The sequence below is a fragment of the Bacillus sp. OV322 genome, assembly GCF_900112495.1.
Taxonomy (GTDB): Bacteria; Bacillota; Bacilli; order Bacillales; family DSM-1321; genus Peribacillus.
Genome location: NZ_FOMA01000002.1, coordinates 490,979 through 515,806 on the forward strand (window position 1 = coordinate 490,979; position 24,828 = coordinate 515,806).

At 43.1% G+C, this 24,828-nt stretch carries 25 protein-coding genes and 1 tRNA gene; 23 read left to right on the forward strand and 3 right to left on the reverse strand.

The genetic code is table 11. From position 1 onward, the window contains the following. The first annotated feature begins 8 nt into the window (after positions 1–8). From hisD to hisIE, 6 genes are all read left to right on the forward strand, one after another. The gene (gene hisD / locus BM126_RS06635; RefSeq protein WP_090988771.1) at positions 9–1,286 is read left to right on the forward strand and encodes a histidinol dehydrogenase; all 1,278 of its coding nucleotides are present in this window, start codon (positions 9–11) and stop codon (positions 1,284–1,286) included. A gap of 130 nt (positions 1,287–1,416) precedes the next feature. Further along, a complete protein-coding gene (gene hisB / locus BM126_RS06640; RefSeq protein WP_090988772.1) occupies positions 1,417–2,004 on the forward strand; it encodes an imidazoleglycerol-phosphate dehydratase HisB in 588 nt (195 codons plus the stop codon). Beyond that, positions 2,005–2,640: an imidazole glycerol phosphate synthase subunit HisH gene (gene hisH / locus BM126_RS06645; RefSeq protein WP_090988773.1), complete on the forward strand. Its 636-nt coding sequence runs from the start codon at positions 2,005–2,007 to the stop codon at positions 2,638–2,640. Beyond that, positions 2,637–3,371, forward strand: coding sequence for a 1-(5-phosphoribosyl)-5-[(5-phosphoribosylamino)methylideneamino]imidazole-4-carboxamide isomerase (gene hisA / locus BM126_RS06650; protein WP_090988774.1), 735 nt, complete (start codon positions 2,637–2,639; stop codon positions 3,369–3,371). Before hisH ends, hisA begins: the two co-directional genes overlap by 4 nt. Next, on the forward strand, positions 3,372–4,130 hold the full coding sequence (gene hisF / locus BM126_RS06655; protein WP_090988775.1) for an imidazole glycerol phosphate synthase subunit HisF: 759 nt from the start codon (positions 3,372–3,374) through the stop codon (positions 4,128–4,130). Next, on the forward strand, positions 4,127–4,765 hold the full coding sequence (gene hisIE, locus BM126_RS06660; protein ID WP_090988776.1) for a bifunctional phosphoribosyl-AMP cyclohydrolase/phosphoribosyl-ATP diphosphatase HisIE: 639 nt from the start codon (positions 4,127–4,129) through the stop codon (positions 4,763–4,765). Before hisF ends, hisIE begins: the two co-directional genes overlap by 4 nt. Before the next feature lie 51 nt (positions 4,766–4,816). Here the strand turns inward: hisIE and BM126_RS06665 are convergent, their stop codons facing one another. Then, the gene (locus BM126_RS06665; protein WP_090988777.1) at positions 4,817–5,473 is read right to left on the reverse strand and encodes a phosphatase PAP2 family protein; all 657 of its coding nucleotides are present in this window, start codon (positions 5,471–5,473) and stop codon (positions 4,817–4,819) included. A 436-nt stretch (positions 5,474–5,909) separates the two neighbouring features. On the opposite strand from BM126_RS06665, the gene BM126_RS06670 reads away from it, so the two are divergent. The 7 genes from BM126_RS06670 to BM126_RS06700 all read left to right on the forward strand — a co-directional run bounded on the left by BM126_RS06670 (position 5,910) and on the right by BM126_RS06700 (position 12,672). Next, a complete protein-coding gene (locus BM126_RS06670; RefSeq protein ID WP_090988778.1) occupies positions 5,910–7,412 on the forward strand; it encodes a tetratricopeptide repeat protein in 1,503 nt (500 codons plus the stop codon). A gap of 174 nt (positions 7,413–7,586) precedes the next feature. Further along, the gene (trxB, locus tag BM126_RS06675) at positions 7,587–8,537 is read left to right on the forward strand and encodes a thioredoxin-disulfide reductase (protein WP_090988779.1); all 951 of its coding nucleotides are present in this window, start codon (positions 7,587–7,589) and stop codon (positions 8,535–8,537) included. 374 nt (positions 8,538–8,911) lie between these two features. Next, entirely contained in the window at positions 8,912–9,370 is a 459-nt protein-coding gene (locus BM126_RS06680) for an NUDIX hydrolase (RefSeq protein ID WP_090988780.1), read from the forward strand. A gap of 37 nt (positions 9,371–9,407) precedes the next feature. Further along, on the forward strand, positions 9,408–10,313 hold the full coding sequence (gene rapZ, locus BM126_RS06685; protein ID WP_090988781.1) for an RNase adapter RapZ: 906 nt from the start codon (positions 9,408–9,410) through the stop codon (positions 10,311–10,313). After that, the gene (gene yvcK / locus BM126_RS06690; RefSeq protein WP_090988782.1) at positions 10,294–11,289 is read left to right on the forward strand and encodes a gluconeogenesis factor YvcK family protein; all 996 of its coding nucleotides are present in this window, start codon (positions 10,294–10,296) and stop codon (positions 11,287–11,289) included. Before rapZ ends, yvcK begins: the two co-directional genes overlap by 20 nt. Before the next feature lie 150 nt (positions 11,290–11,439). Further along, positions 11,440–12,396, forward strand: coding sequence for a DNA-binding protein WhiA (gene whiA, locus BM126_RS06695; RefSeq protein WP_090988783.1), 957 nt, complete (start codon positions 11,440–11,442; stop codon positions 12,394–12,396). A 21-nt stretch (positions 12,397–12,417) separates the two neighbouring features. Continuing rightward, positions 12,418–12,672 carry an HPr family phosphocarrier protein gene (locus tag BM126_RS06700; protein WP_090988784.1) on the forward strand — a complete coding sequence of 85 codons (255 nt, stop codon included), beginning with the start codon at positions 12,418–12,420 and terminating at the stop codon, positions 12,670–12,672. 81 nt (positions 12,673–12,753) lie between these two features. Here BM126_RS06700 and clpP read toward each other — a convergent pair whose 3' ends face one another. Further along, positions 12,754–13,362: an ATP-dependent Clp endopeptidase proteolytic subunit ClpP gene (gene clpP, locus BM126_RS06705; RefSeq protein ID WP_071352830.1), complete on the reverse strand. Its 609-nt coding sequence runs from the start codon at positions 13,360–13,362 to the stop codon at positions 12,754–12,756. Positions 13,363–13,692: 330 nt separating this feature from the next. Here clpP and BM126_RS06710 point away from each other — a divergent pair. Beyond that, positions 13,693–13,764 (forward strand) — tRNA-Arg (locus BM126_RS06710). 113 nt (positions 13,765–13,877) lie between these two features. Here the strand turns inward: BM126_RS06710 and BM126_RS06715 are convergent. After that, positions 13,878–14,138, reverse strand: coding sequence for a hypothetical protein (locus BM126_RS06715; RefSeq protein WP_090988785.1), 261 nt, complete (start codon positions 14,136–14,138; stop codon positions 13,878–13,880). A 503-nt stretch (positions 14,139–14,641) separates the two neighbouring features. Here BM126_RS06715 and rpoN point away from each other — a divergent pair. The 9 genes from rpoN (at position 14,642) to BM126_RS06760 (ending at position 24,787) form a co-directional block, all read left to right on the forward strand. Next, positions 14,642–15,964, forward strand: coding sequence for an RNA polymerase factor sigma-54 (rpoN, locus tag BM126_RS06720; protein ID WP_256213014.1), 1,323 nt, complete (start codon positions 14,642–14,644; stop codon positions 15,962–15,964). Further along, a complete protein-coding gene (locus BM126_RS06725; RefSeq protein ID WP_256213001.1) occupies positions 15,915–16,214 on the forward strand; it encodes a glutaredoxin family protein in 300 nt (99 codons plus the stop codon). Before rpoN ends, BM126_RS06725 begins: the two co-directional genes overlap by 50 nt. Positions 16,215–16,362: 148 nt before the next feature. Further along, positions 16,363–17,385 (forward strand): sugar-binding transcriptional regulator, encoded by a 1,023-nt coding sequence (locus BM126_RS06730; RefSeq protein ID WP_090988788.1) that lies wholly within the window; start codon positions 16,363–16,365, stop codon positions 17,383–17,385. A gap of 60 nt (positions 17,386–17,445) precedes the next feature. Then, on the forward strand, positions 17,446–18,453 hold the full coding sequence (gap, locus tag BM126_RS06735) for a type I glyceraldehyde-3-phosphate dehydrogenase (RefSeq protein ID WP_090988789.1): 1,008 nt from the start codon (positions 17,446–17,448) through the stop codon (positions 18,451–18,453). A 152-nt stretch (positions 18,454–18,605) separates the two neighbouring features. Further along, complete coding sequence (gene pgk / locus BM126_RS06740; RefSeq protein ID WP_090988790.1) at positions 18,606–19,793, forward strand: phosphoglycerate kinase; 1,188 nt, start codon at positions 18,606–18,608, stop codon at positions 19,791–19,793. A 36-nt stretch (positions 19,794–19,829) separates the two neighbouring features. Beyond that, a complete protein-coding gene (gene tpiA / locus BM126_RS06745) occupies positions 19,830–20,591 on the forward strand; it encodes a triose-phosphate isomerase (RefSeq protein WP_090988791.1) in 762 nt (253 codons plus the stop codon). Next, the gene (gene gpmI, locus BM126_RS06750; protein ID WP_090988792.1) at positions 20,584–22,122 is read left to right on the forward strand and encodes a 2,3-bisphosphoglycerate-independent phosphoglycerate mutase; all 1,539 of its coding nucleotides are present in this window, start codon (positions 20,584–20,586) and stop codon (positions 22,120–22,122) included. The genes tpiA and gpmI overlap by 8 nt, the downstream gene beginning before the upstream one ends. Positions 22,123–22,152: 30 nt before the next feature. Then, the gene (gene eno, locus BM126_RS06755) at positions 22,153–23,448 is read left to right on the forward strand and encodes a phosphopyruvate hydratase (protein WP_090988793.1); all 1,296 of its coding nucleotides are present in this window, start codon (positions 22,153–22,155) and stop codon (positions 23,446–23,448) included. 205 nt (positions 23,449–23,653) lie between these two features. Next, positions 23,654–24,787 (forward strand): restriction endonuclease, encoded by a 1,134-nt coding sequence (locus BM126_RS06760; RefSeq protein WP_177201339.1) that lies wholly within the window; start codon positions 23,654–23,656, stop codon positions 24,785–24,787. Positions 24,788–24,828 lie beyond the last annotated feature (41 nt).

Sequence of the window (24,828 nt, forward strand, 5' to 3'; positions counted from 1 at the left end):
GCGGGAAGTTGAGGATTGAAAAATTTTCAGAAGGAATATCTTTAAAGCGTTCTGTTGATTCAGGTACAGCAGAGCAGCGGAGAGTAGTTCAGGAAATTATCGATGGCGTGAGGAACGGCGGAGATGGTGCATTGCTGCGGTATACCGAGAAATTTGACGGTGTTTTTCCAGATAGTTTAAGAGTGACCGAAGAAGAGATGAATGAAGCTTATGGAGCTTTGAGCGAAGAGGAAATTTCCATCATCCGCGAAGCTGCTGACAATATTCGTTCTTTCCACCAAAAGCAGGTACGCAATTCCTGGATCACGACAGATGAAACCGGATCGTTGCTCGGGCAAAAAATCACCCCGCTTGATGCGGTGGGCGTGTATGTGCCAGGAGGGACTGCGACCTATCCATCATCCGTACTCATGAATGTAATACCAGCCATTGCTGCAGGGGTGGAGCGGATTGTAATGGTATCGCCTCCTGGAAAAGACGGGAAGCTGAATGCTGCGGTTCTTGCGGCTGCATTAATTGCTGGAGTTACAGAAATATACAAAGCTGGCGGGGCACAGGTTATTGCAGCTCTTGCCTACGGAACAGAGACAATCAAGAAGGTTGATAAAATTGTAGGACCGGGTAATATCTATGTGGCCCTTGCTAAAAGAGAAGTGTTCGGGGACGTAGCGATTGATATGATTGCCGGACCGAGCGAGATTGCGGTACTGGCTGATGAAACGGCCTCAGCAAACGAAATTGCGGCAGATTTGCTTTCACAGGCAGAACATGACACAAGAGCCTGCAGTGTGTTAATTACAACCTCCATGGAGCTGGCAAATCAGGCTGTACTCGAAGTGGAAAGCCAGCTTGAAAGCCTGCCAAGAAAAGATATAGCAGAAGCAGCCATTCGCGATTATGGAAGAGTGATTGTCTGCAGCGGATTAAACGAAGCCATTGCTGCCGTAAATGAACTGGCACCGGAGCATTTGGAAATACTGACGGCTGAACCTATGGAAGTAATGGCAAAAATCCGCCATGCGGGGGCCATTTTTATTGGCCGCTTCAGCTCTGAACCTGTTGGAGATTACTTTGCTGGACCAAACCATGTACTTCCTACAAACGGAACAGCCAGATTTTCAAGTCCGCTGAATGTAGACGACTTTCAAAAAAAATCAAGCATCATCAAATACAGTGAAGAAGCATTCCGGAAAAACCAAGCAAAAATCACTGCGTTTGCACGCCTGGAAGGACTCGAAGCACACGCACGTGCCATCGAAGCGCGCAAACCGGGAAATGGGGTCTGACCCCCGGGCGGTAAACGAAATAGCAGGTGCACCAAGGGTTTTGGTGCTTGGGAGTTATTTGGGAAATGGGGTCTGACCCCAAAAAGGGACCATTAAAGTACCATTAAGGGACCAAGAAGGAGGATGTGTGATGGAGCGTTCAGGGTTTGTGGAGAGGAAGACGAGTGAGACGTTTGTGAGGCTTGAGCTGGGGATTGATGGTGAAGGGAATGCTTTGATTGAGACGGGTGTTCCTTTTATGACACATATGCTGGATTTATTCACGAAGCATGGCCACTTTGATCTGAATGTGGATGCAAAGGGCGACATTGAAGTGGATGACCACCATACAACAGAGGATATCGGCATTTGCCTTGGACAGGCGTTCTTGGAGGCGCTTGGCGATAAAAAGGGGATTAAGCGCTATGGTAATGCATTCGTGCCTATGGATGAAGCATTGGCACAGGTTGTTGTTGATTTGAGCAACAGGCCGCATCTGGAGTTCCGTGCGGAATTCCCCTCTCAGAAGGTCGGCACCTTTGATACAGAGCTGGTGCATGAATTTCTATGGAAGCTGGCTCTTGAGGCAAGAATGAATCTGCATGTTATCGTTCATTATGGCCAAAACACCCACCATATGATTGAAGCGGTATTCAAAGCTTTAGGCAGGGCACTAAACGAGGCATCTTCCATAGATCCGCAGGTGAAAGGCATTCCTTCCACGAAAGGGATGTTATAAATGATCGGCATTGTCGACTATGGCATGGGGAATTTATTCAGCGTCAGTAAGGCGCTTGAAAGACTCGGGGCAGATTCATTCATTTCTGATGATCCAAAGCACCTTTCAAAATCATCAGGCATCATTCTTCCTGGAGTCGGGTCCTTCAAGGATGCCATGGGCCTTCTCAATGAACAAAATCTTACTGGCTTTTTGCAGGAATATGCCGATCGCGGCGGGTGGCTTCTTGGCATATGCCTCGGCATGCAGCTGCTGTTTGAAAGCAGCGAAGAAAATGGAAATACAAAAGGCCTTTCCTTGCTGCCTGGAGATGTAATCCGATTTCAGGGGACGGACAGTGAGGGTGCTTCCTACAAAGTTCCCCATATGGGCTGGAATCATCTTGCTTTCCGCGGAGAGTCCCCGATACTGGCGGGGCTCAAGGAGGATTATGTATACTTCGTCCATTCCTATTATGTTCGCACAAAGGATGCAGAAGTGGTGAAAGCATCCGCAAAATATGATGTGGATGTACCGGCGGTTGTCGGCAAAGGAAATGTTTTCGGCATGCAATTTCACCCGGAAAAAAGCGGGGATATGGGCATGTCGCTTTTGAAAAATTATCTGGAATTAGTGGAGGGGAGAGTTCGGGCATGACGGCTTTTACGATATATCCTGCAATTGATATGCTCGGCGGAAACTGCGTACGCCTGATTCAGGGAGATTACAGTCAGGAAACGGTTTATGGAAACTCTCCTTTTGATATGGCCAAGTCCTTTGCCGGGCAAGGTGCGGAATGGATCCATATGGTCGACCTTGATGGCGCAAAAGCGGGCGAGAGGAAAAATGATGCGTTTGTGATTAAGGCAGCGAATGAACTGCAGGCCAAGATCCAGATAGGCGGGGGAATAAGGAGTGAGCGGGATGTGACCCATTACCTTGAAAATGGAATTGAGAGAGTGATCCTTGGCAGTGCTGCTGTTTCAGATCCTGCTTTTACAAAGGATATGATCCGGCGCTATGGAAGCCGAATTGCAATTGGGATAGACGCAAAGGACGGCATGGCAGCAACACACGGCTGGCTCCAGACTTCAGAAACGAAGGCGGTCGAGCTTGGAAAAGCATTGGCTGATGCAGGAGCTGAAGTTTTCATAGTAACAGATATTGCAACAGACGGCATGCTTTCCGGGCCGAATATCGGGGGAATTGTAACTATGGCAGAAGAAACAGGAAAGCAGGTCATCGCCTCAGGCGGCATCAGCTCACTTGAGGACATTGCGGCCCTAAGGGAGTATCAGGCGAATGGCGTGATAGGGGCCATTATTGGCAAAGCGCTTTATACAAACCGTTTTACAGTCCGTGAAGCACTTAAAAGGGTGAGTGATTGAATGCTGACAAAAAGAATCATTCCATGCCTGGATGTGAAGGATGGAAGAGTTGTCAAAGGTGTGCAATTTGTATCGCTTAGAGACGCTGGAGATCCTGTGGAATTAGCTGGATTTTATGATAAAGAAGGTGCGGACGAACTGGTTTTTCTTGATATTTCTGCTTCCCACGAAGGACGCCAGACAATGGCTGAAGTGGTCAAATCAGTCGCTGCAAGTCTTGCCATTCCATTCACTGTCGGCGGAGGCATCAATTCGCTTGAAGATATGAAAAGAATCCTGCGTGCAGGTGCGGATAAAGTTTCCTTAAACACAGCAGCAGTATTGAGGCCAGAACTGATTAATGAAGGTGCAGATTACTTCGGTTCACAGTGCATTGTGATTGCCATTGATGCCCGCTTTGATGAAGAGCTTGGGTCATGGCGGGTATATACTCATGGAGGAAGGAAGCCTGCTGATTATGAAGCAATAGAATGGGCCAAGGAAGCTGTAAGACGGGGAGCGGGCGAAATCCTGCTTACAAGCATGGATAATGACGGAGAAAAACAAGGATTTAACATTCAATTGACGAAGGCGGTCAGTGAAGCGGTTCATGTTCCAGTCATTGCCTCAGGAGGCGCTGGGAATGCCGGACATTTTAAGACAGCTTTTCAGGAAGGCAAAGCAGATGCAGCGCTTGCCGCTTCCATTTTTCATTATAAAGAGACATCTGTCAAACAAGTGAAGGATTATCTAAAACAACAAGGGGTGATTGTAAGATGAATGCCGAAAACATTAAATATGATGAAAAAGGACTGGTACCTGCAATTGTTCAGAATGCTGAAACAGGGGAAGTCCTGACACTCGCCTATATGAATCAAGAATCTTTGAACTTATCGATTGGAAAAGGGGAGACCTGGTTCTTCAGCCGATCCCGGAATGAACTTTGGCATAAAGGAGAGACAAGCGGCAATACGCAAAAAATCAAAGAAATTATATATGACTGTGATCAGGATTCCCTTGTCGTAAAGGTCATTCCGCAGGGCCCGGCCTGCCACAAAGGAACTCAAAGCTGCTTTACGGAAAAATTGTATGAAAGCAAGGAAACCGGCTCAGCCGTCCGACCGGATGCAGCGTTTCTGTTCGAGCTTGAATCCTTGATTGAGACCCGCAAGAAGACGATGCCTGAAGGATCATATACTACATATCTATTTAACGAGGGTGTAGATAAAATTCTTAAAAAGGTAGGTGAAGAAGCATCTGAAGTAATTATTGCCGCTAAAAACCGCGATCACGGGGAGCTTTCGTGGGAGACAGCAGACTTGCTTTATCACCTGCTTGTGCTGCTGCAGGAACAGGAACTTCCGCTTCAGGAAGTGCTGTCTGTTTTGAAAAAGAGACATGCTGAAAAAGAATGATAATCTGAATAGCAAAAAAGAAGAGAGGAGCTGATCCTCTCTTCTTTTTGTTTAAAAGGCCTGATAGTCCTGTTTGCTTTTCTCCCTTGCCACCTTGAAGGAGGGGAGTGTCACTTTAAAGAATATTGCATGCATGCCGGCCGCGATTAATAGCCCGCCCACTAAGTCTAGAAATACATGCTGTTTTACGAATAGTGTCGAAAGAATAATTAAAGCTCCTATCGTATGAATCGTCCATTTCCGGACTGCTCCTGTTTTCTTAAAATGGAAGGATGTCATCATAATCAGGCTGGTTGTCAGCACGTGAATGCTCGGGAAACAATTAAAAGGTTCATCGTTGCTGTAAATCAGCATAACAAGAGCCGACAGCATGCCCTTTCCTTCGACTGAAGGCCGGGGTACGGTAGTCTGGAAAAAATAATAAATGGCAAAACAAATGATTTCTCCAAGGGCAATGGACCAGATGGTTTTCCAGTACAGGGCCGAATTCTTGTGCCAAAATATAAACAGATAGCCAAAAATGAAGGCATACCAGATGATATAAGGAACAATAAAAACAGACAGAAACGGAATTTTATCATCAATGGGCATTGATATATTAACAGCCTCACGAGGATGAGTGTTCAGCCAGGTGTACAGCAGGCTTAAAATAGGAAAAATTAATAATCCGGATAAATCGAATAACTTAAAAAGTGCTTTCTTTGACATAACTTGCTCCTTAAGATGGGAATTTTATAGAACTTTTATATGGTCTGCTCCTCTGAACAGGCGGTTTAGCTTTATATTGAATCCAGCTGCAGCGCCAAGCCCCTCGAGGTCATAAGTGAAACGAAGGCAAAGGGCGCCTTCTAATTCTTGCGCGCCTTATGCTGGTCGGGGCTGAACAGGCGCTTCCGCTTTATATATACATATCCATTATCCCATCTTATTAATCCTATCCACAAGTGTAATGGATAGAAAGGCTTATTTTTTAATTTTTTTGAGGAAGAACTGGATAAAGGAGGGTTTTTTGTTTTAAGGAGCGGGGTGAATAGTGTGTTTGGCGGTTTTTAAGACTGAAACGATTATCCTATGCGGCGGTTCCTTATATCCTCATATATATGGTATACTACTATATCTAAACAACTTGAATGTGGAGGATTTCATGAGCAAAGACTCTAAACTTAGCCAAACTGCTAAAATATTTTCCTTTCATCCGACTGGGGAATATTATTTTACCAAGGGATTAAAAGCCTATCACAGACGTGATTTATATAATGCGAAAAAATACCTGGAACGGGCAATGGAGCTGGAGCCATCAGAACCAATGATTGCCTGCCAGCTCGCCATAACGTGTACAGAAATTGGCGAATATGCCTATTCCAATAATCTGCTGGAAAATATACTGGATGTTCTGGATCCTTTCATGACAGAATGCCACTATTTTCTGGCCAATAACTATGCACATCTTGGCATGTTCAAGGAAGCATACCGGCATGCCAGCTCATATCTTAATAAAGAGGAAGACGGAGAGTTCAGCGAAGATGCCGAGGATCTTCTTGATTTGATTACTTTTGAATCAGATGAAACCGAGGAAAGCCTGAACCTGCAGGACGGCCTGATTTTCAAGCAGGAGCAGGCTAAGGAATACCTTGAAGCAGGGAATTTCCCGAAAGCCATTGATGTGCTTAAGGAAACGATTGAGGAGTATCAGGATTATTGGTCTGCATATAACAACCTGGCACTTGCTTATTTTTATCTCGGCAAAATCGATGAAGCATTCGAAACACTTGAAGATGTGCTCGAAAAGAGTCCGGGGAACCTGCATGCATTATGCAACTTGGTTGTTTTCAATCATTATCAGCATAATGAAGAAAAGGTCGAGGAATTGGTGGAGGCACTGGACAAAATCAGGCCTATGCTTTTTGAGCAGCGCTTTAAGCTCGGGGCTACCTTCGCTTTAATCGGGAAGTACTCGTTGGCATTTAAGTGGCTGAGACAGCTGCAAAAGCAGGGATTTGAAGGAGACGGCACTTTTTATTATTGGCTCGCGGCCTCTGCCTTTCATTTAGGTCATGAAAACACGGCTCACCAGGCCTGGAAGCGCGTGGTTGAAATCAATCCTGAAAAAGAAGGACTGGAACCATGGGGTGACATGAATGCAAGCGTAAATGGCTTTGAGCACCATCTGCCATCTATCATCAAGAGGCTGGAAAGTGACTTTACAGAAGAAAGGCTGTTTGCCATTTTTCTTGCTAAGCATTCTTCCCAAAAAAAGACCATAATGAGGCATCCTGCATTTGTGAAAAACACACTGCTTACAGAGACTGAAAAAGAGTACAGAGATTACATTAAAGGGCCGGCAGCGGGCCGGCAAACGCTTCCCGTTGACTTTGCAGACCGGACAGCAGAGCTTTTGTATCAGCATTTCCAGCCGATCCAGCTTGCAGAGGCAGGGTTATATTTAATGTGGTTTTCCGTATTTCTTGAAGCAGTCGATACAGGACAGAAGCTGACGAATCCGGCAGGCTGGGCTGCAGCGGTCGAATATGCCTGGAACAAGCTTAGGGGTGAAAAGAAAAGCCAGCAGGAAATAGCAGATAAACACTTCATTTCTTCAGCTACTCTTTCCAAGTATGTAAAATTGGTGAATGATCTTTTGCAATGAGCAAAAACTTGGACGTAAATTTATTTGTTATATAGGATAATAGATAGGAAATACTAAAGGCGATACAAAAGCGCAAGCAACTTTTTATACAGGATTATTGCTTGGTGCCATAGGTTCATCGGGGTTATTTTTACCGGTGAACAAAATGCCAGGAATTCTGAAGGAGTGAATAAAGTGTCTGAAGAAACCATTTATGACGTGATCATCATCGGTGCCGGCCCAGCCGGAATGACTGCTGCCGTTTATACATCCCGTGCAAACTTATCAACATTAATGCTGGAGCGCGGTGTGCCTGGCGGACAAATGGCCAACACGGAAGAAGTGGAAAACTACCCTGGTTTTGAAACAATATTAGGGCCTGAGCTTTCTACGAAGATGTTTGACCATGCGAAAAAATTCGGAGCTGAATATGCTTACGGAGATGTTAAGGAAGTTATAGATGGCGATGAATATAAAACCATCATTGCAGGCTCAAAGGAATATAAAGCCCGTACAATTATTGTAACTGCTGGAGCGGAATACAAAAAAATAGGGGTTCCGGGAGAAAAAGAGCTTGGCGGACGCGGAGTATCTTACTGTGCCGTTTGTGACGGAGCGTTTTTTAAACAGAAAGAGCTATTTGTCATTGGCGGGGGAGATTCAGCTGTGGAAGAAGGAGTTTACCTTACCCGATTCGCTTCTAAGGTGACAATCGTGCATCGCCGCGGTGAACTGCGTGCTCAAAAAATTCTTCAGGATCGCGCTTTTGCCAATGAAAAGGTGAACTTCATCTGGAACCATACATTGAAGTCCATTAATGAAAACAGCGGAAAAGTGGGAAGTGTCACTTTGATTTCAACCGAAAATGGTGAAGAAACTGAGCTTCCTGCTGATGGAGTTTTCATTTATATCGGAATGCTTCCATTGTCTAAGCCTTTCGAAAGTCTTGGCATTACTAATGCTACAGGTTATATCGAAACAAATGAACGCATGGAAACCCGTGTGCCGGGAATTTATGCTGCAGGCGACATCCGCGAAAAAACGCTTCGCCAAATCGTCACAGCAACCGGTGATGGAAGCATAGCTGCCCAAGCGGCCCAGCATTACATTGAAGAGCTGAAGGATAAGCTTAAACTTAAGGCTTAAGCTGAATCAGCTTCAAAAAAACGTCATAGTGTTTTAACTGCACTGTAACACGGATGAAACATTTCGGGGGTATAGTTAGAGTAGAAATTGACCCCCTTTAATAACTATAAATCCTGGATGGCACAGATATAATCTGTGCCTATTTTTTTGCATTGCCACTGATTTTCTCCTTTTCCAGAAAAAGGCCCTGGTTTTCCCCATTCATTAATTTCCATTTCTTCTCGCAATGGTTGTTCATTGTGGGAGCATTTTAAAAATAGTATAATAAAAGGAATTCAAGTTGCTCCATTGTTATGAAATAAAGTCATTTAATATATACATCTTAGGAAAGCGGAACCTGGAAGAGTTATGGTCAGGCATTTGAGGTGAAAAACATGCAGCGTGTTACAAATTGTGTGCTGGTAAAAGACGATAAAATCCTTCTTTTAAAAAAACCGAGGCGCGGCTGGTGGGTAGCCCCAGGCGGAAAGATGGAACCTGGTGAATCTGTCAGGGATGCCTGTATCCGTGAATATCGGGAAGAAACAGCTGTATATCTAAAAAATCCTTCGTTAAAAGGAATCTTTACTTTCATTATGACAGAAAACGAAAAGGTCCTTTCAGAATGGATGATGTTTACATTTTTTGCTGAAGATTCGGACGGCGTTAATGTTGATGAATGCGAAGAAGGGGAGCTGTACTGGCATCCTCTGGATGATGTAAAAACATTGCCGATGGCTGAAGGCGACCGCCATATCCTTGAATATATGATTCATGGAAGCGGAATTATTTACGGCACATTTACGTATACGCCTGAATTCAAGCTTCTTTCATACCGGCTTGATCCGGGCTGACAATGTCCGAGATAAGTTGTAAACCGGGGGTTAAATAATGAGTACAGGATCTAACGAAACACAATTAGTCATCATTACAGGCATGTCAGGGGCCGGAAAGACAGTGGCCATTCAGAGCTTTGAAGATCTGGGTTTTTTCTGTGTGGATAATCTGCCGCCGACCCTGCTTCCTAAATTCTTGGAGCTGATGAAAGATTCCGGCAATAAAATGAATAAAGTAGCGCTTGTCATGGATCTTAGGGGCCGTGAATTTTTTGACCACTTATTTAAAGCGCTGGACGATCTTGCAGAAGTTTCATGGGTGGTCGCCCAGATCTTATTCCTGGATGCAGATGATCCTGCCCTTGTCCGCAGATATAAAGAGTCAAGACGGACTCACCCTCTGGCTCCATCAGGGCTTCCGCTTGAAGGGATTCAAATGGAAAGAAGCCTTCTTGAGGAGCTGAAAGGGAGAGCGCAGCTTATATATAACACTTCTCAAATCAAGCCAAGGGAATTGAGGGAAAAGATATTAACAGAGTTTTCCACCGATAAGAAACCGATTTTTACCGTAAATGTCATGTCTTTTGGATTCAAGCATGGCCTCCCGATTGATGCCGATCTGGTTTTTGATGTGAGGTTTTTGCCTAATCCGCATTATATTGACCATATGCGCCCAAAGACAGGCTTGGATGAAGAGGTTTCAAGCTATGTTTTAAAGTGGAATGAAACGCATAAATTTCTCGAAAAAGTGACAGATTTGCTTGCGTTCATGCTTCCTCAATATAAGAGAGAAGGCAAGTCGCAGCTTGTCATTGCAATAGGATGCACAGGAGGCCAGCACCGGTCAGTAGCGCTGGCGGAGTATATAGCAAATCATTTTGCAGAGGATTATACAACGCAGGTTTCCCATCGCGATATTGAGAAGGGAAAGGGAACAAATCATGCAAACAAGCAAAGTTAAACAAAAGCAGCCTAAGGTTGTCATAATTGGGGGAGGCACAGGTCTCCCTGTACTATTGCGCGGTTTAAAAACCTACCCTGTTGAAATTACATCCATTGTCACGGTTGCTGATGATGGGGGAAGCTCTGGAAGGCTCAGGAATGAAATGGACATACCGGCACCAGGCGACATCAGAAATGTGCTGGCTGCCCTTTCGGACGTTGAGCCCCTGGTCGAGCAAATGTTTCAGCATAGGTTTGCAAGCGCAAATGAATTGGCCGGGCACTCGCTCGGCAATCTGATTCTTGCAGCCATGACCTCCATTACAGGCGACTTTGTTCATGCCATACAGGAAATGTGCAAGGTTCTGAATGTCAGGGGAAAGGTTCTGCCTGCCGCCAATCAGAGTGTGGTCCTGAATGCCGAGATGGAGGATGGAAGCATTGTAACTGGGGAATCTAAAATACCTTTTTCCGGCAAGAAAATCAAAAGGGTATTTTTGACTCCTGTTGATATTCAGCCGCTTAGCGAAACGCTTCAGGAAATTAAACAAGCCGACTTAATTGTAATCGGTCCAGGCAGCCTGTATACCAGCATACTTCCGAACCTTCTTGTGCCTGAAATCGGCAGGGAGGTAATGAAGTCACATGCTAAAAAGGTGTATGTCTGCAACTTGATGACACAGGCCGGCGAAACTCTTGATTATACTGCGAGCGACCACATCAAAGCGATATATGATCATATGGAAGGTCCGTTTATCGACCGGATCCTTGTAAATAATGAAGAAATACCAGAGGAAGTGCAGCAGAGGTACCAGGAGGAGTTTGCGAAGCCTGTTGTCTATGATGTGGAAAGCCTTAAAAATCTCGGCCTGGAAATTGTCCAGGACCAGATATTCAGCTATGAAGGAAATGCAATCAGGCATAATACCAAAAAAGTGGCTGAATTATTATATAATATGCTAATAGATGAAACTAAACATGGGATGAAACCGTAGAATAGATGGAAGTCCTGCAGTTTTTCCTTCAGGGGGAAAAGAAGCTGAGGAATTTTAGGAAAGCCGAGATGCAAACTAATCGGATGGCCCGGTGAGATACGGTTGCCCATAGGGTAAGATACTATGAAATTCGGTTGGGGGCGGAAATCCATGTCGTTTGCTTCAGAAACGAAAAAAGAACTGACAACCATTGACAGCAAGGATTGCTGCGGAAAAGCGGAATTATGCGCGCTCATAAGAATGAACGGCTCTCTATCTTTTTCAAACCGCAAGCTTGTTGTCGATATACAGACGGAAAATGCTGCAATAGCCAGAAGGATCTATACCCTTTTGAAAAAGAGCTATGTTGTCCAGGTGGAACTGCTTGTCCGCAAGAAAATGAAGCTGAAAAAGAATAATGTATATATTGTCAGGATGTCTTCGGGCGGACAGGCCGTTTTGCAGGACTTGAAAATAATGGGTGCGAGCTACGAAATCCAGCATGATATTTCAAAGGAAGTCGTTGGAAAGAAATGCTGCAAGCGTGCTTATTTAAGAGGGGCATTCCTTGCAGGGGGCTCGGTCAATAATCCTGAAACCTCCTCCTACCACCTGGAGATCTTTTCATTATATAAAGAACATAATGATGCTCTTTGTGAGTTAATGAATGAATTTGGGCTAAAGGCGAAAACGCTGGAGCGGAAAAAAGGCTTTATTACTTACTTAAAGGAAGCTGAAAAAATTGCTGAATTTCTGAGTATTGCAGGCGCCCATTCAGCATTGCTGAGATTTGAGGATGTAAGGATTGTCCGGGATATGCGCAATTCTGTAAATCGCCTGGTAAACTGTGAAACAGCAAATTTAAATAAAACAATCGGCGCTTCTTTAAGGCAGGTAGAAAATATCCGGCTCATCGATCAGACAGTAGGATTAAGTATACTTCCGGATAAATTGCGCGAAATAGCGGAATTAAGAGTGGCCTATCAGGATGTTACATTGAAAGAGCTTGGTGAAATGGTATCAGGCGGCATCATCAGCAAGTCGGGCATCAATCACCGTCTGCGCAAGATTGATGAAATTGCTGATAAGTTAAGAGGGGGAGAAGGTCTTTCTGCCCATAAGATCTAAGAGAAAAGGGAGAGAACGGAAATGATTGAAAAGGAAGTTATGGTCCGCATGAAAACGGGGCTGCAAGCGCGTCCGGCAGCATTATTTGTGCAGGAAGCAACTAGCTTCAGCTCTGATGTTTATTTAGAAAAGGACGGCAAAAAAGTGAACGCCAAAAGCATCATGGGCTTAATGAGCCTTGCTGTAAGTTCCGGTTCTTCCATAAAGCTTATCGTGGACGGCCGCGACGAAGAGGAAGCAGTGGAAGCACTTCAGAAGTTCGTTGAGCAGGAATAATGATCATAAAAAAAGTTTCTCCGGAGTAATCTCCGAAGAAACTTTTTTGTATTTTACTTGGTAATTCAGCGCAATCAGCTGTTACTTTTCTTCTTTTTTGCTTTCAAGCACATTGCGTGAAATAACCTGGTCGATCAGGCCGTATTCTTTTGCACGGTCAGCTGTCATGAAGTTATCGCGTTCTGTGTCTTTCGCAATTACATCAAGAGGCTGTCCAGAGCGTTCTGAAAGGATTGTATTCAGCTTTTCTCTTAGGAAAAGGATGCGGCGGGCAGCGATTTCAATTTCAGTTGCCTGTCCTTGAGCTCCTCCAAGAGGCTGGTGAATCATGACTTCACTGTTTGGAAGGGCATAACGCTTTCCTTTTTCTCCGGCTGCAAGCAGGAATGCTCCCATTGATGCGGCCATACCGATGCATACAGTAGAAACGTTTGGCTTGATGTATTGCATAGTATCATAAATTGCCATGCCTGCCGTAATGCTTCCCCCTGGGCTGTTGATGTAAAGAGTGATATCCTTTTCCGGATTTTCAGCTTCCAGGAACAGCAGCTGGGCTACAATGGAATTGGAAACATTATCATCAATCGCACTGCCAAGCATGATGATGCGGTCCTTTAATAGACGTGAATAAATATCGTAGGCACGTTCCCCGCGGCTTGTTTGTTCAATAACTGTAGGAATTAAGTTCATGCTTTTTCCTCCTTGATCGTATGTGAATGAAATGGGCTCCAACAGGAACCTAGTATGTATGTATGATACACTTTTTGGTCAATAAAGGTCAAACGAAACGGACTCATTAGACAAAAATTTGTTCGACAATTTCCGGATAGTGCTCATACCTTGGAAAATTAACTGGATTCTTGCCGAATTGACCCGAAAAGATGTCTTGCTGTAAGTAAATAAGGAAGTAATTTCCGCATTAACCATGATACCCATCAGTGATATATTTAAACATGGAACCATCTCTTGCAATATAGTCAAAAGTAGAATATAATAAAAAACGTCGTAAAATACTAATTTGCCCTCGTGGTGCAACGGATAGCACGTAAGATTCCGGTTCTTGAGATGTGGGTTCGATTCCTGCCGAGGGCGTCATAATTTACTTGATACCATTGTGTTTTTATAACATGATGGTATTTTTTTATGCCAAAATGAAAATAAGGCATCCATACTTGAGTGCCTTACTTAATTGGAATTTCCTGATTTCATAATTGGCTTCTTGTTTGAGCATTAGGAACTAAACTGTCATTTAAGTAGATTCCGGCAACTGCAACCCGGTTTTCTGGAAAGATTGTCACGGAATAAGAAATCAAATAATCCCCGGCTTGAGGAATATTAATGACATTCCCGCTCCTGGAGATTCCTCCTGTTACAGCAGTACTAGTATTGTTTAAAGGCAAAGGATCTCCTGGATTTATAACTACATAACCTGTATGCCAAAAGTTTCCGTAAGATGGAGAAAACATGCATTCTTCCCCAGCAGTGCATCCGCAATCGCTAATTAGTAATATTATCAGACAAATTATTTCACCTCCTAAATCATTCATATAAATATATTTCTGCGATATGCGAAACTGCTTGTACACGAGTCTAAGCTTAAAAAAATAGGCCTTCTCCTTTTATTACACAGCTTAAGTTACCAGCCAGTTAACCCGCATGTATTTCCGCATTGCTCCCGCTAATGGAAAAATGATGTGTGAATGTCATTCCCCCTTTGCCTGTTTGCATAGTATAATAGAGGAAGAATAATTAAAAATAGGAGCGGCCATACGGCTTTAAAAATATGACGCTGTAAAAGCTTCAAAGGGAATGGGCGGAGCGAAATGCGGCATTTCTGCGGGAAAGAGGTCATTGAACTGCCTGCAGAAGCAAGCGCCTGAAATTAAAATTAACTCAAAAAGAAAGCGTTACCAAATAAGTATAAACTCTGTGCAAGGCATTAAGGACGAACGGGGGAATGATTTTGAATATGAAGGCGGGGCTTTTTCAGCAGCAGACGCTAAAATTATCCATGACACAGGAATTAAGCCAGGCAATTGCCATTTTGCAATATTCTTCCCAGGAGCTGTCATCGTTTCTCGAAAATAAACTTATAGAAAATCCCTTACTGACCCTTGAGCATAATAGTGCTTTGCCTCTTCATGCTGCTTCTGTCCGGAGAAAAAGCAAGCGGATGAGCATGTATGGCAATAAGCAGAACTTTATTGAACAGCTTTCTGAAGATGCACCTTCACTCGAAGAGTATCTGCTGTCACAAATCAATATTGGTGAATACACCCGAAAACAGCAAAGCATGATGCTGGAATATATCAGGAACATTGACGAAAACGGTTATATGCGCATTGGGGCTGGAGATATTGCGGAAGCTTATTGTGTGCCCCTTGAAGAAGCGGAGAGATGCCTGAAGGCCATTCAGCGCCTGGAGCCGCATGGCATCGGGGCAAGGAATCTTCAGGAGTGCCTGCTCATACAAGCTGAGTACGAAGATCCTGATTCTCTTGCCAAGCATATTCTTGAACATCATTTTCTGCTGTTTGCAGAGAAGAAATGGAAGGAGATCGCGAAAAAAGAGCGAATTACTTTAAAGCAAATCCAGGACGTGTTTGATTATGTGCAGTCGCTTAATCCCCGTCCGGGTTCAAGATTTTTTCAGGATAAGCCTTCCTATATTACTCCAGATGTCGTCGTAGAATCAAGGGATGGTGAGCTGTATGTCAGCCATTATGAAAATGGATTCCAGGAATTGCATGTAAATGAGCTATACCTGAAAAGAATGCAGGGACATCATGATAAAAGCGTGAATCATTTCCTTCGTGATAAATGGCAGGAATACCAATGGATTTCACGCGGAATTCAGCAGCGCAGGGATACAATATTGAGAGTGATGACGAAAATTGCGGAATGTCAGCCTGATTGCTTTCATTTTGGGCTTGGACATCTCCGGCCGATGACTATGAAGGAAATATCGGATGAACTTCACATCCATGAGTCGACAGTAAGCAGGGCAGTAAAGGATAAATATGTCCAGACGCCATTTGGAACATTTGAAATGAAAACATTTTTTGCTTCTTCGCTGCAATCTGCAAACAATGAGGATATGTCAGGGCAGCAGGCTAAAATCGGCTTAAAGAGAATCATCGCAAATGAAAGCAAGCTGAAGCCTTTATCAGATCTTGAACTGGCAGAGCTTTTGAAGGAAGAGTGCGGAATTCTTTTATCAAGGAGGACGGTTGCAAAATATCGTGAGCAGCTCGGCATTCCGTCATCTTCAAAAAGAAAAAGATATGAGTGAAAGGCTGATTGCATTGACAGAGGAAAGATTTACGCTGTACAGCAGGGAACAATGTCCCCTGTGCGATAAAGCAAAGAAGGTTATGGAAGAATTAGAAGCAGAATCAGGCATTGGCTTTCAGATTATTGACATTCATTCAGATGATGATCTGCTAGAAAAATACGGTTTAATGATTCCGGTGCTGGTATGGAGAAATGAGATAATACAATATGGCAATATAGAAAGGGAAAGGCTATATCAGCTTTTTTAGAAAAATAGGTGTTTATCAGTTGAAGAAAAAAAATATTCCTGTTAAGATATGAATCAAGCAGGTATATTTTTTTGGACCAAGTGGGACAATAAATGACTAAGCGGGACAAAAAGTGTCCTAGACTTAAACTGCAAGGAGTTTTACAAATATGCGCTCATTGCTGGATATACAAAGAAAATTATTGCCTGATTTTCTTACAGCTATGCAAAAAAGGTATGACATTCTCAGATATATCGGATTTATGCAGCCTGTAGGCCGGAGAAGTCTGGCTGTCTCCCTTAACTTAACTGAACGTGTCTTAAGGAGCGAGGTTGAATTCCTGAAGGACCAGCACTTGATAGAAGTGAATAGTTCAGGCATGCAGCTTTCAGATGAGGGGAAAGATATCCTCGAAAAATTAGAAAGTGTAATGCGGGAAGTTATGGGTATAGACATAATGGAACAGGAACTGAAGAAGGCATTAAAAGTAAAACAGGTCATTATTGTTGCTGGAAATAGCGATCAGTCTCCATGGGCAAAAAGTGAATTAAGCAAAGCCTGCGCAGCATACATGAAAAGTCTGTGGACTGGCAATAATATCATTGCAGTTACGGGCGGATCAACAATGACAGAGGTTGCCAATATGCTTTCGCCTGACCCGGCCAATGAAAAGTTAGTGTTTGTGCCTGCCAGGGGCGGCCTTGGAGAAGATGTGCAAAATCAGGCCAATACGATTGTTTCGAGAATGGCAGAAAAAGCCCGGGCATCACACAGGGTGCTATACATTCCTGATCAGGTGAGCAACGAGGCTTATCAGTCATTCATGAAAGATCCAATCATTAAAGACGTTTTATCACTTATCAAATCTGCTGATATTGTCCTTCACGGTATTGGCGATGCCATGAGAATGGCGGAGCGGAGAAAAACATCTCCGGAGATCATGGAGGTCTTAAAAGATGGCGAGGCAGTAGGTGAAGCCTTTGGATATTACTTCAATGAAAACGGCGAAGTGGTGCACAAGGTAAAAACAGTGGGAATCCAGCTGGATGATCTTCACGGCCTGAAGAATGTCATAGCGGTGGCAGGCGGGCAGTCCAAAGCCAAAGCCATACGCTCTTACATGAAAAGAGCCCCTGCTTCGACTGTATTGATTACAGATGAAGCAGTAGCACAAGAGTTAATAAAGGGATAACTATCTCTTTAAAATAAATATAACTTATTATTTTCCGAACTTTAAAGGAGGAACTTTAACATGACAGTAAAAGTTGGTATTAACGGATTTGGACGTATTGGACGTAACGTATTCCGCGCAGCATTAAAGAACGAAAATGTAGAAATCGTAGCAATCAATGACCTTACTGATGCAAACATGCTTGCACATTTGCTTCAATATGACACAGTTCACGGTAAATTGCCTGAGCAAGTACAAGTAGACGGCGATTATCTTGTTGTAGCTGGACATAGAGTGAAAGTTTTGGCAGAACGCGATCCTGCTCAATTAGGCTGGGGAGATCTTGGCGTTGAGGTTGTAGTTGAATCAACTGGCCGTTTCACAAAACGCGCAGATGCAGCGAAGCACCTTGAAGCTGGCGCTAAAAAAGTTATCATTTCCGCTCCTGCTTCAGAAGAGGATATCACAATTGTAATGGGTGTTAACGAAGACAAATACGATGCACAAAACCATCATGTTCTTTCAAATGCATCATGCACAACAAACTGTCTGGCTCCTTTTGCTAAAGTTCTTTCTGATAAATTCGGCATCAAGCGCGGTATGATGACAACTGTTCACTCATACACAAATGATCAGCAGATTCTTGATCTTCCGCACAAAGACTACCGCCGTGCACGTGCAGCAGCAGAAAACATCATTCCTACAACAACTGGTGCAGCAAAAGCGGTTGCTCTTGTATTGCCTGAATTAAAAGGAAAATTAAACGGTATGGCTATGCGTGTTCCTACACCTAACGTATCTGTAGTTGACCTTGTTGCAGAGCTTGAAAAAGATGTAACAGCTGAAGAAGTGAACGAAGCATTCAAAGCCGCATCACAAAACGAGCTTAAAGGAATCCTTGACTACAGCGAACTTCCTTTAGTATCAACTGACTATAACGGTAGCCCTGCATCTTCTACAATCGATGCATTATCTACAATGGTTATGGAAGGTAACATGGTTAAAGTGCTTTCTTGGTATGACAACGAAACTGGCTACTCTAGCCGTGTAGTTGACCTTGTAGATTATATCGCTTCTAAAGGACTGTAAGACAAGAGAAAGAACCGGCGTACTTATTGGAAAGCGCCCCAAAAACAGACTATAATGAAAAAGATAACAGGGGAGTTGGGATATATTGCCCTCTCCCTTTTTTAATCAATTAAATGTTTAAAATTATGAAGCAATTCAAGGAGGTACCAGCCATGAACAAAAAGTCATTAAAGGATATCGATGTAAAGGGCAAGCGCGTATTTTGCCGCGTTGATTTTAATGTTCCAATGGAGAACGGAAAGATTACAGATGATACTAGAATCAGAGCAGCCTTGCCGACAATCGAATATTTGACAGAGCAAGGAGCAAAGGTTATTCTTGCAAGCCACCTTGGACGTCCAAAGGGCCAAGTGACAGAAGAGCTTCGCCTGACACCTGTTGCAAAAAGACTCAGTGAGCTGACTGGAAAAGATGTGCGTAAGACAGATGAAGCCTTCGGAGACTCTGTTAAGGCTGAAATCAGTTCAATGATGGAAGGCGAAATTCTTCTTCTGGAAAATGTCCGTTTTTACCCTGGAGAAGAGAAAAATGATCCTGAGCTGGCAAAATCCTTTGCTGAACTTGCGGATGTTTATGTAAATGATGCATTTGGAGCGGCGCACCGGGCGCATGCTTCAACAGAAGGAATTGCACAATACCTTCCAGCTGCTGCAGGGCTGTTGATGCAAAAAGAATTAGAGGTGCTTGGAAAAGCATTGTCTAATCCAGAACGCCCATTCACTGCCATTATTGGCGGCGCGAAGGTTAAGGATAAAATCGGCGTCATCGAAAATCTCCTTGAAAAGGTGGACAACCTGATCATTGGCGGCGGATTGGCTTACACATTCATCAAATCCCAAGGCCATGAAATCGGCAAATCTTTGCTTGAAGAAGATAAAATCGATCTTGCTGCTTCATTCATTAAAAAAGCAGAAGAAAAAGGCGTTAAGCTTTACATGCCGATTGATGTAATCGTAGCAGACGACTTTTCCAATGATGCAAACACAAAAGAAGTTAATGTAGATTCCATTCCTGCAGATTGGGAAGCACTTGATATTGGACCGAAAACCCGCGAGCTTTATGCAGATGTAATCAAAAGCTCAAAGCTGGTGATCTGGAACGGGCCAATGGGAGTATTTGAAATTGATAAATTCGCCAATGGAACGAAAAAAGTGGCAGAAGCGCTGGCTGAATCAACGGATACATTCAGTGTCATCGGAGGCGGAGACTCAGCTGCGGCTGTAGAGAAATTCCACCTTGCAGATAAAATGTCACATATTTCTACAGGCGGGGGAGCATCCCTTGAGTTTATGGAAGGAAAAGAACTGCCAGGCGTAACCGCATTAAATGATATAATATAATCAAAAAACCGTCTAACCAGGAAAGGATGGTCGTTAATGCGTAAACCTATTATTGCTGGAAACTGGAAGATGAACAAAACTTTAGCTGAGGCTAAACATTTTCTGGAAGAAGTAAGCAGCTTAGTTCCATCACCCGAGAAAATGGAGGCCGTAGTATGCGCGCCTTGTCTATTCCTTGGCCAGCTTGTGCTGGCTGCAGAAAATAAACATGTAAAAATCGGGGCTCAAAATATGCACTATGAAGAGAGCGGTGCATTTACAGGGGAAATCAGTCCCGCATCTTTGGAAGACATCGGCATTGACTATGTAATCTTGGGCCACTCAGAACGCCGCCAGCTGTTTCATGAATCAGATGAGATGGTGAACAAAAAAGTCCGCGCGGCATTTAAGTATCATCTGACACCAATTCTCTGCTGCGGCGAGACATTGGAACAGCGGGACAGCGGCCTGACGAATGAACATGTGGAAAACCAGATCAAAAAAGGCCTTGCCGGTTTAAGTGAAGAACAAGTGAAGACCATTGTCCTTGCCTATGAGCCTATCTGGGCTATAGGGACAGGCAAATCATCTAATGCATCGGATGCAAATGAGGTTTGTGCCCATATCAGGGATGTAGTCGCTTCACAGTTTTCCAAAGAAGCCGCGGATGCAGTCCGCATTCAGTACGGCGGAAGCGTAAAGCCTGAGAATATTCATGAGTATATGGCAGAGACTGATATAGATGGAGCTTTAGTGGGTGGCGCAAGTCTTGAACCACAATCTTTCCTGAAGTTATTGGAGGCTGGACAATATGAGTAAGACACCTGTGGCAATTATCATCCTAGATGGATTCGGATGTCGCGGCGAACATAAAGGAAATGCAGTGTATCAAGCAAAAAAACCAAATTTCGACCGTTTTTGGGAGCAATATCCGCATGCACAGCTGATAGCAAGCGGTGAAGCTGTTGGTCTTCCAGAAGGACAAATGGGGAATTCGGAAGTCGGCCACTTGAATATTGGTGCTGGCCGTGTTGTTTACCAAAGCTTAACACGTGTGAATCTTGCTATTAGAGAAGGGGAGTTTGCCAAAAATCAAACCTTCCTTGATGCCATGAATCATGCGAAAGAAAAAGGAACAAATCTTCACTTATTCGGATTGCTTTCTGATGGGGGAGTACATAGCCATATCGATCATTTGTACGCACTCTTGAGGCTTGCCGCGAAAGAAGGCGTGAAGAATGTTTATGTACATGCCTTCTTAGATGGTCGTGATGTGGGCCCTAAAACAGCAAAGGGATACATTGAGGATGCCGAGAAAGTAATGAAGGAAATTGGCGTTGGACAATTTGCTACCATTTCTGGACGTTATTATTCCATGGATCGTGATAAGAGATGGGAACGCGTAGAGAAATCGTATCGTGCAATGGTTTACGGAGACGGTCCTGCTTATACTTCAGCGATGGAATGTGTGGAGGATTCGTACGAGCACGGGATTTTCGACGAGTTCGTTATTCCTTCAGTAATCACAGCAGACGACGATAAAAAACCAGTGGCTACAATTAAAAACGATGATTCTGTTATCTTTTATAATTTCCGCCCTGACCGTGCCATACAGATTTCCAATACATTCACAAATGAGGATTTCCGTGCTTTTGACCGCGGTCCTGGGCATCCCAAGCATCTTCATTTTGTCTGCCTGACTCATTTTTCTGAGACGGTGGATGGTTATGTGGCATTCAAGCCGACGAACCTGGATAATACGCTTGGAGAAGTGCTTTCGCAAAATAATCTGACACAGCTGAGGATAGCAGAAACTGAAAAATATCCGCATGTGACATTCTTTATGAGCGGGGGACGTGAAGAGAAGTTTCCTGGCGAAGAAAGGATCCTGATCAATTCTCCGAAGGTTGCGACCTATGACTTAAAGCCGGAAATGAGTGCTTATGAAGTTACAGATGCACTTATGGAGCAGATCGAAAATGATAAATTTGACGCAATCCTTCTGAACTTTGCTAATCCGGATATGGTTGGCCACTCAGGAATGCTTGAGCCGACAATCAAGGCCATTGAAACTGTCGATGAGTGTCTCGGCAAAATTGTGGATCTTATGATTTCAAAAGGCGGCACTGCCATAATAACAGCTGATCATGGGAATGCTGATGAAGTGGTAACGCTTGAAGGCAATCCAATGACTGCCCATACAACAAACCCTGTTCCTGTCATTGTGACAAAAAATGATGTAACATTAAGGACAGACGGTATTTTAGGTGACCTTGCTCCAACAATGCTTGATTTGCTTGGAGTTCAAAAACCTGTTGAAATGACAGGATCATCTTTAATTAATAAATAAAAACCGAACACAAAAAAGGAGAGAATTATTATGCCATTTATTCAACATGTATACGCACGAGAAGTATTAGATTCACGAGGAAACCCAACTGTAGAAGTAGAAGTTATGACAGAATCCGGCTTCTTCGGCCGCGCTATTGTTCCTTCAGGAGCATCTACTGGAGAGCATGAAGCAGTGGAGCTTCGCGATGGCGACAAATCCCGCTACCTTGGAAAAGGTGTTCTTAAAGCAGTGGAAAATGTAAATGATGTAATTGCAGAAGCAATCATCGGATTTGATGTAACAGACCAAATCGGCATTGACCGCGCAATGATCGAGCTTGATGGAACAGAAAACAAAGGTAAATTAGGTGCTAACGCTATTCTAGGCGTATCTATGGCTTGTGCCCATGCTGCTGCTGAATCAGTTGGCCTTCCATTATACCGCTACCTTGGCGGATTCAACGCTAAGCAGCTTCCGACTCCAATGATGAACATCATCAATGGCGGATCACATGCTGACAATAACGTTGACTTCCAGGAATTCATGATTCTTCCTGTTGGAGCACCAACATTCAAAGAAGCTCTTCGTATGGGTGCGGAAGTTTTCCATGCATTGAAATCTGTTCTTTCTGCTAAAGGATTAAACACAGCTGTAGGCGATGAGGGCGGATTTGCTCCAAACTTAGGTTCTAACCGTGAAGCTTTGGAAGTCATCATCGAAGCGATCCAAAAAGCCGGATACAAGCCTGGTGAAGATGTATACCTTGGAATGGACGTTGCTTCTTCTGAATTCTATAACAGAGAAACTGGAAAATACGACCTTGCCGGCGAAGGAAAAACAGGCGTAACTTCTGAAGAATTGGTAAGCTTCTATGAAGAACTTGTTAATGAATTCCCGATTCTTAGCATTGAAGACGGACTTGACGAAAATGACTGGGAAGGCCATAAACTATTGACTGACCGCATTGGCGGAAAAGTTCAATTAGTGGGCGATGACTTGTTTGTTACAAATACAAAGAAGCTTGCTGAAGGAATTGAAAAAGGCATTGCCAACTCCATCTTAATCAAAGTTAACCAAATCGGTACATTGACTGAAACATTCGATGCAATCGAAATGGCAAAACGTGCTGGCTATACAGCTGTTGTATCCCACCGTTCAGGTGAAACAGAAGATGCTACAATCGCCGACATCGCTGTTGCAACGAACGCAGGACAAATCAAAACAGGTTCACTTTCACGTACAGACCGTATCGCGAAATACAACCAGCTTCTACGCATTGAAGATGAGCTTGGCGAGCTTGCTGTTTACGATGGCTTGAAATCTTTCTATAACTTGAAAAAATAATTATTAGACTGCTAAACACACTCGTGTTAAGCAAGTTCTAATATGAAATTTGTCATTGCCCCTATAATTGCGGATTTAATATCTTCGCATTTATAGGGGCTTTTGTTTGTCTTCAATTGTTTCAACTAAATTTCCAGTATAAGGGATTGTGTAATTCTCGTTATGATAAAATAGTACTATTACTTAATATATGGAGATGGGGAATATGAAAAAGGGGTATATGACTCAAATTGCTTTATCCAAGAGAGTTGGATGGTCTGAAAGTAATGGAAGAAGATGGATTAAAATCTTTAATGAATTCATACCGGTCCTTATAGATGGAAGAAATAAGTTTTACAATGAGGAGTCTTATAAGGTCTTACTAATAATTAAGACTTTAAGTGAAAAAAACTTTAATGGTAGCCAAATACTAGAACTTTTTAGCGCGAATGGAATACCGGCTACAGAGCAAGAACTATTAAACATAATTGAAAAGAAGTCATTATTAAATGAATTTGACCAAACTATCGTTGACTCCATACCATCATCGAAAGAAATAATAATACCATTATTAAAAGTAATGAAAGATAAAAAGCCCTACACAAGTTCTATGCTTAATGCTGGTGTAGCAGATTATTTTTCGTTATCAGAAATACAATTGACCATCTCATATCCTGATAGCAAAGAATTTATTTTTACACATAGGATGAGAGCTTCAAGATATTCTTTGAAAAAGCAAGGTTACATAGAAGAAGTTAGCAAATTCACATATCAGATTACAGAATATGGATTAACATTGCTTAATGATAATTCGGAAGAAATAAATGATGAAATTGAAGAGTTAGAAAAATTCATCGACCCGTTTGAAGTAATCCAAGATAAAGTTGAAGAAATCGAAGATGAGTTAATTAATAATCTCGTTGAGGAACTGAAAAAGGCACATTGGAGAAGATTAGAAAATATCGTAGTTGAATTACTTACTGCTATGGGATACGGAGACGGGCAAGTAACTGAAAAGACGAATGATGGCGGTCTGGATGGTATTATCAAGGAGGACAAATTAGGACTTGATAATATCTATGTTCAGGCAAAGCGTTGGGAAAATACTGTTGGAAGACCTGATGTTATGAGTTTTTCTGGAGCTTTAGATGCAAAAGGGGCTAGAAAGGGTATTTTTATTACAACATCTAACTTTACAAAGGGTGCTGAAGAATATGTCGATCGCCTTGAAAGTAAAAAAATAATTCTTATTGGAGGCAAAAAATTAGCAAGACTTATGATTGAAAATGATATTGGAGTTAGTATAAGGAAGAAGTTTGTGGTTAAAGAAATTGACTTTTCATATTTTGAAGGAGAGTAAGTAAAAATAATATAAATAGCAAAACAATCTGCTGCCTCTGA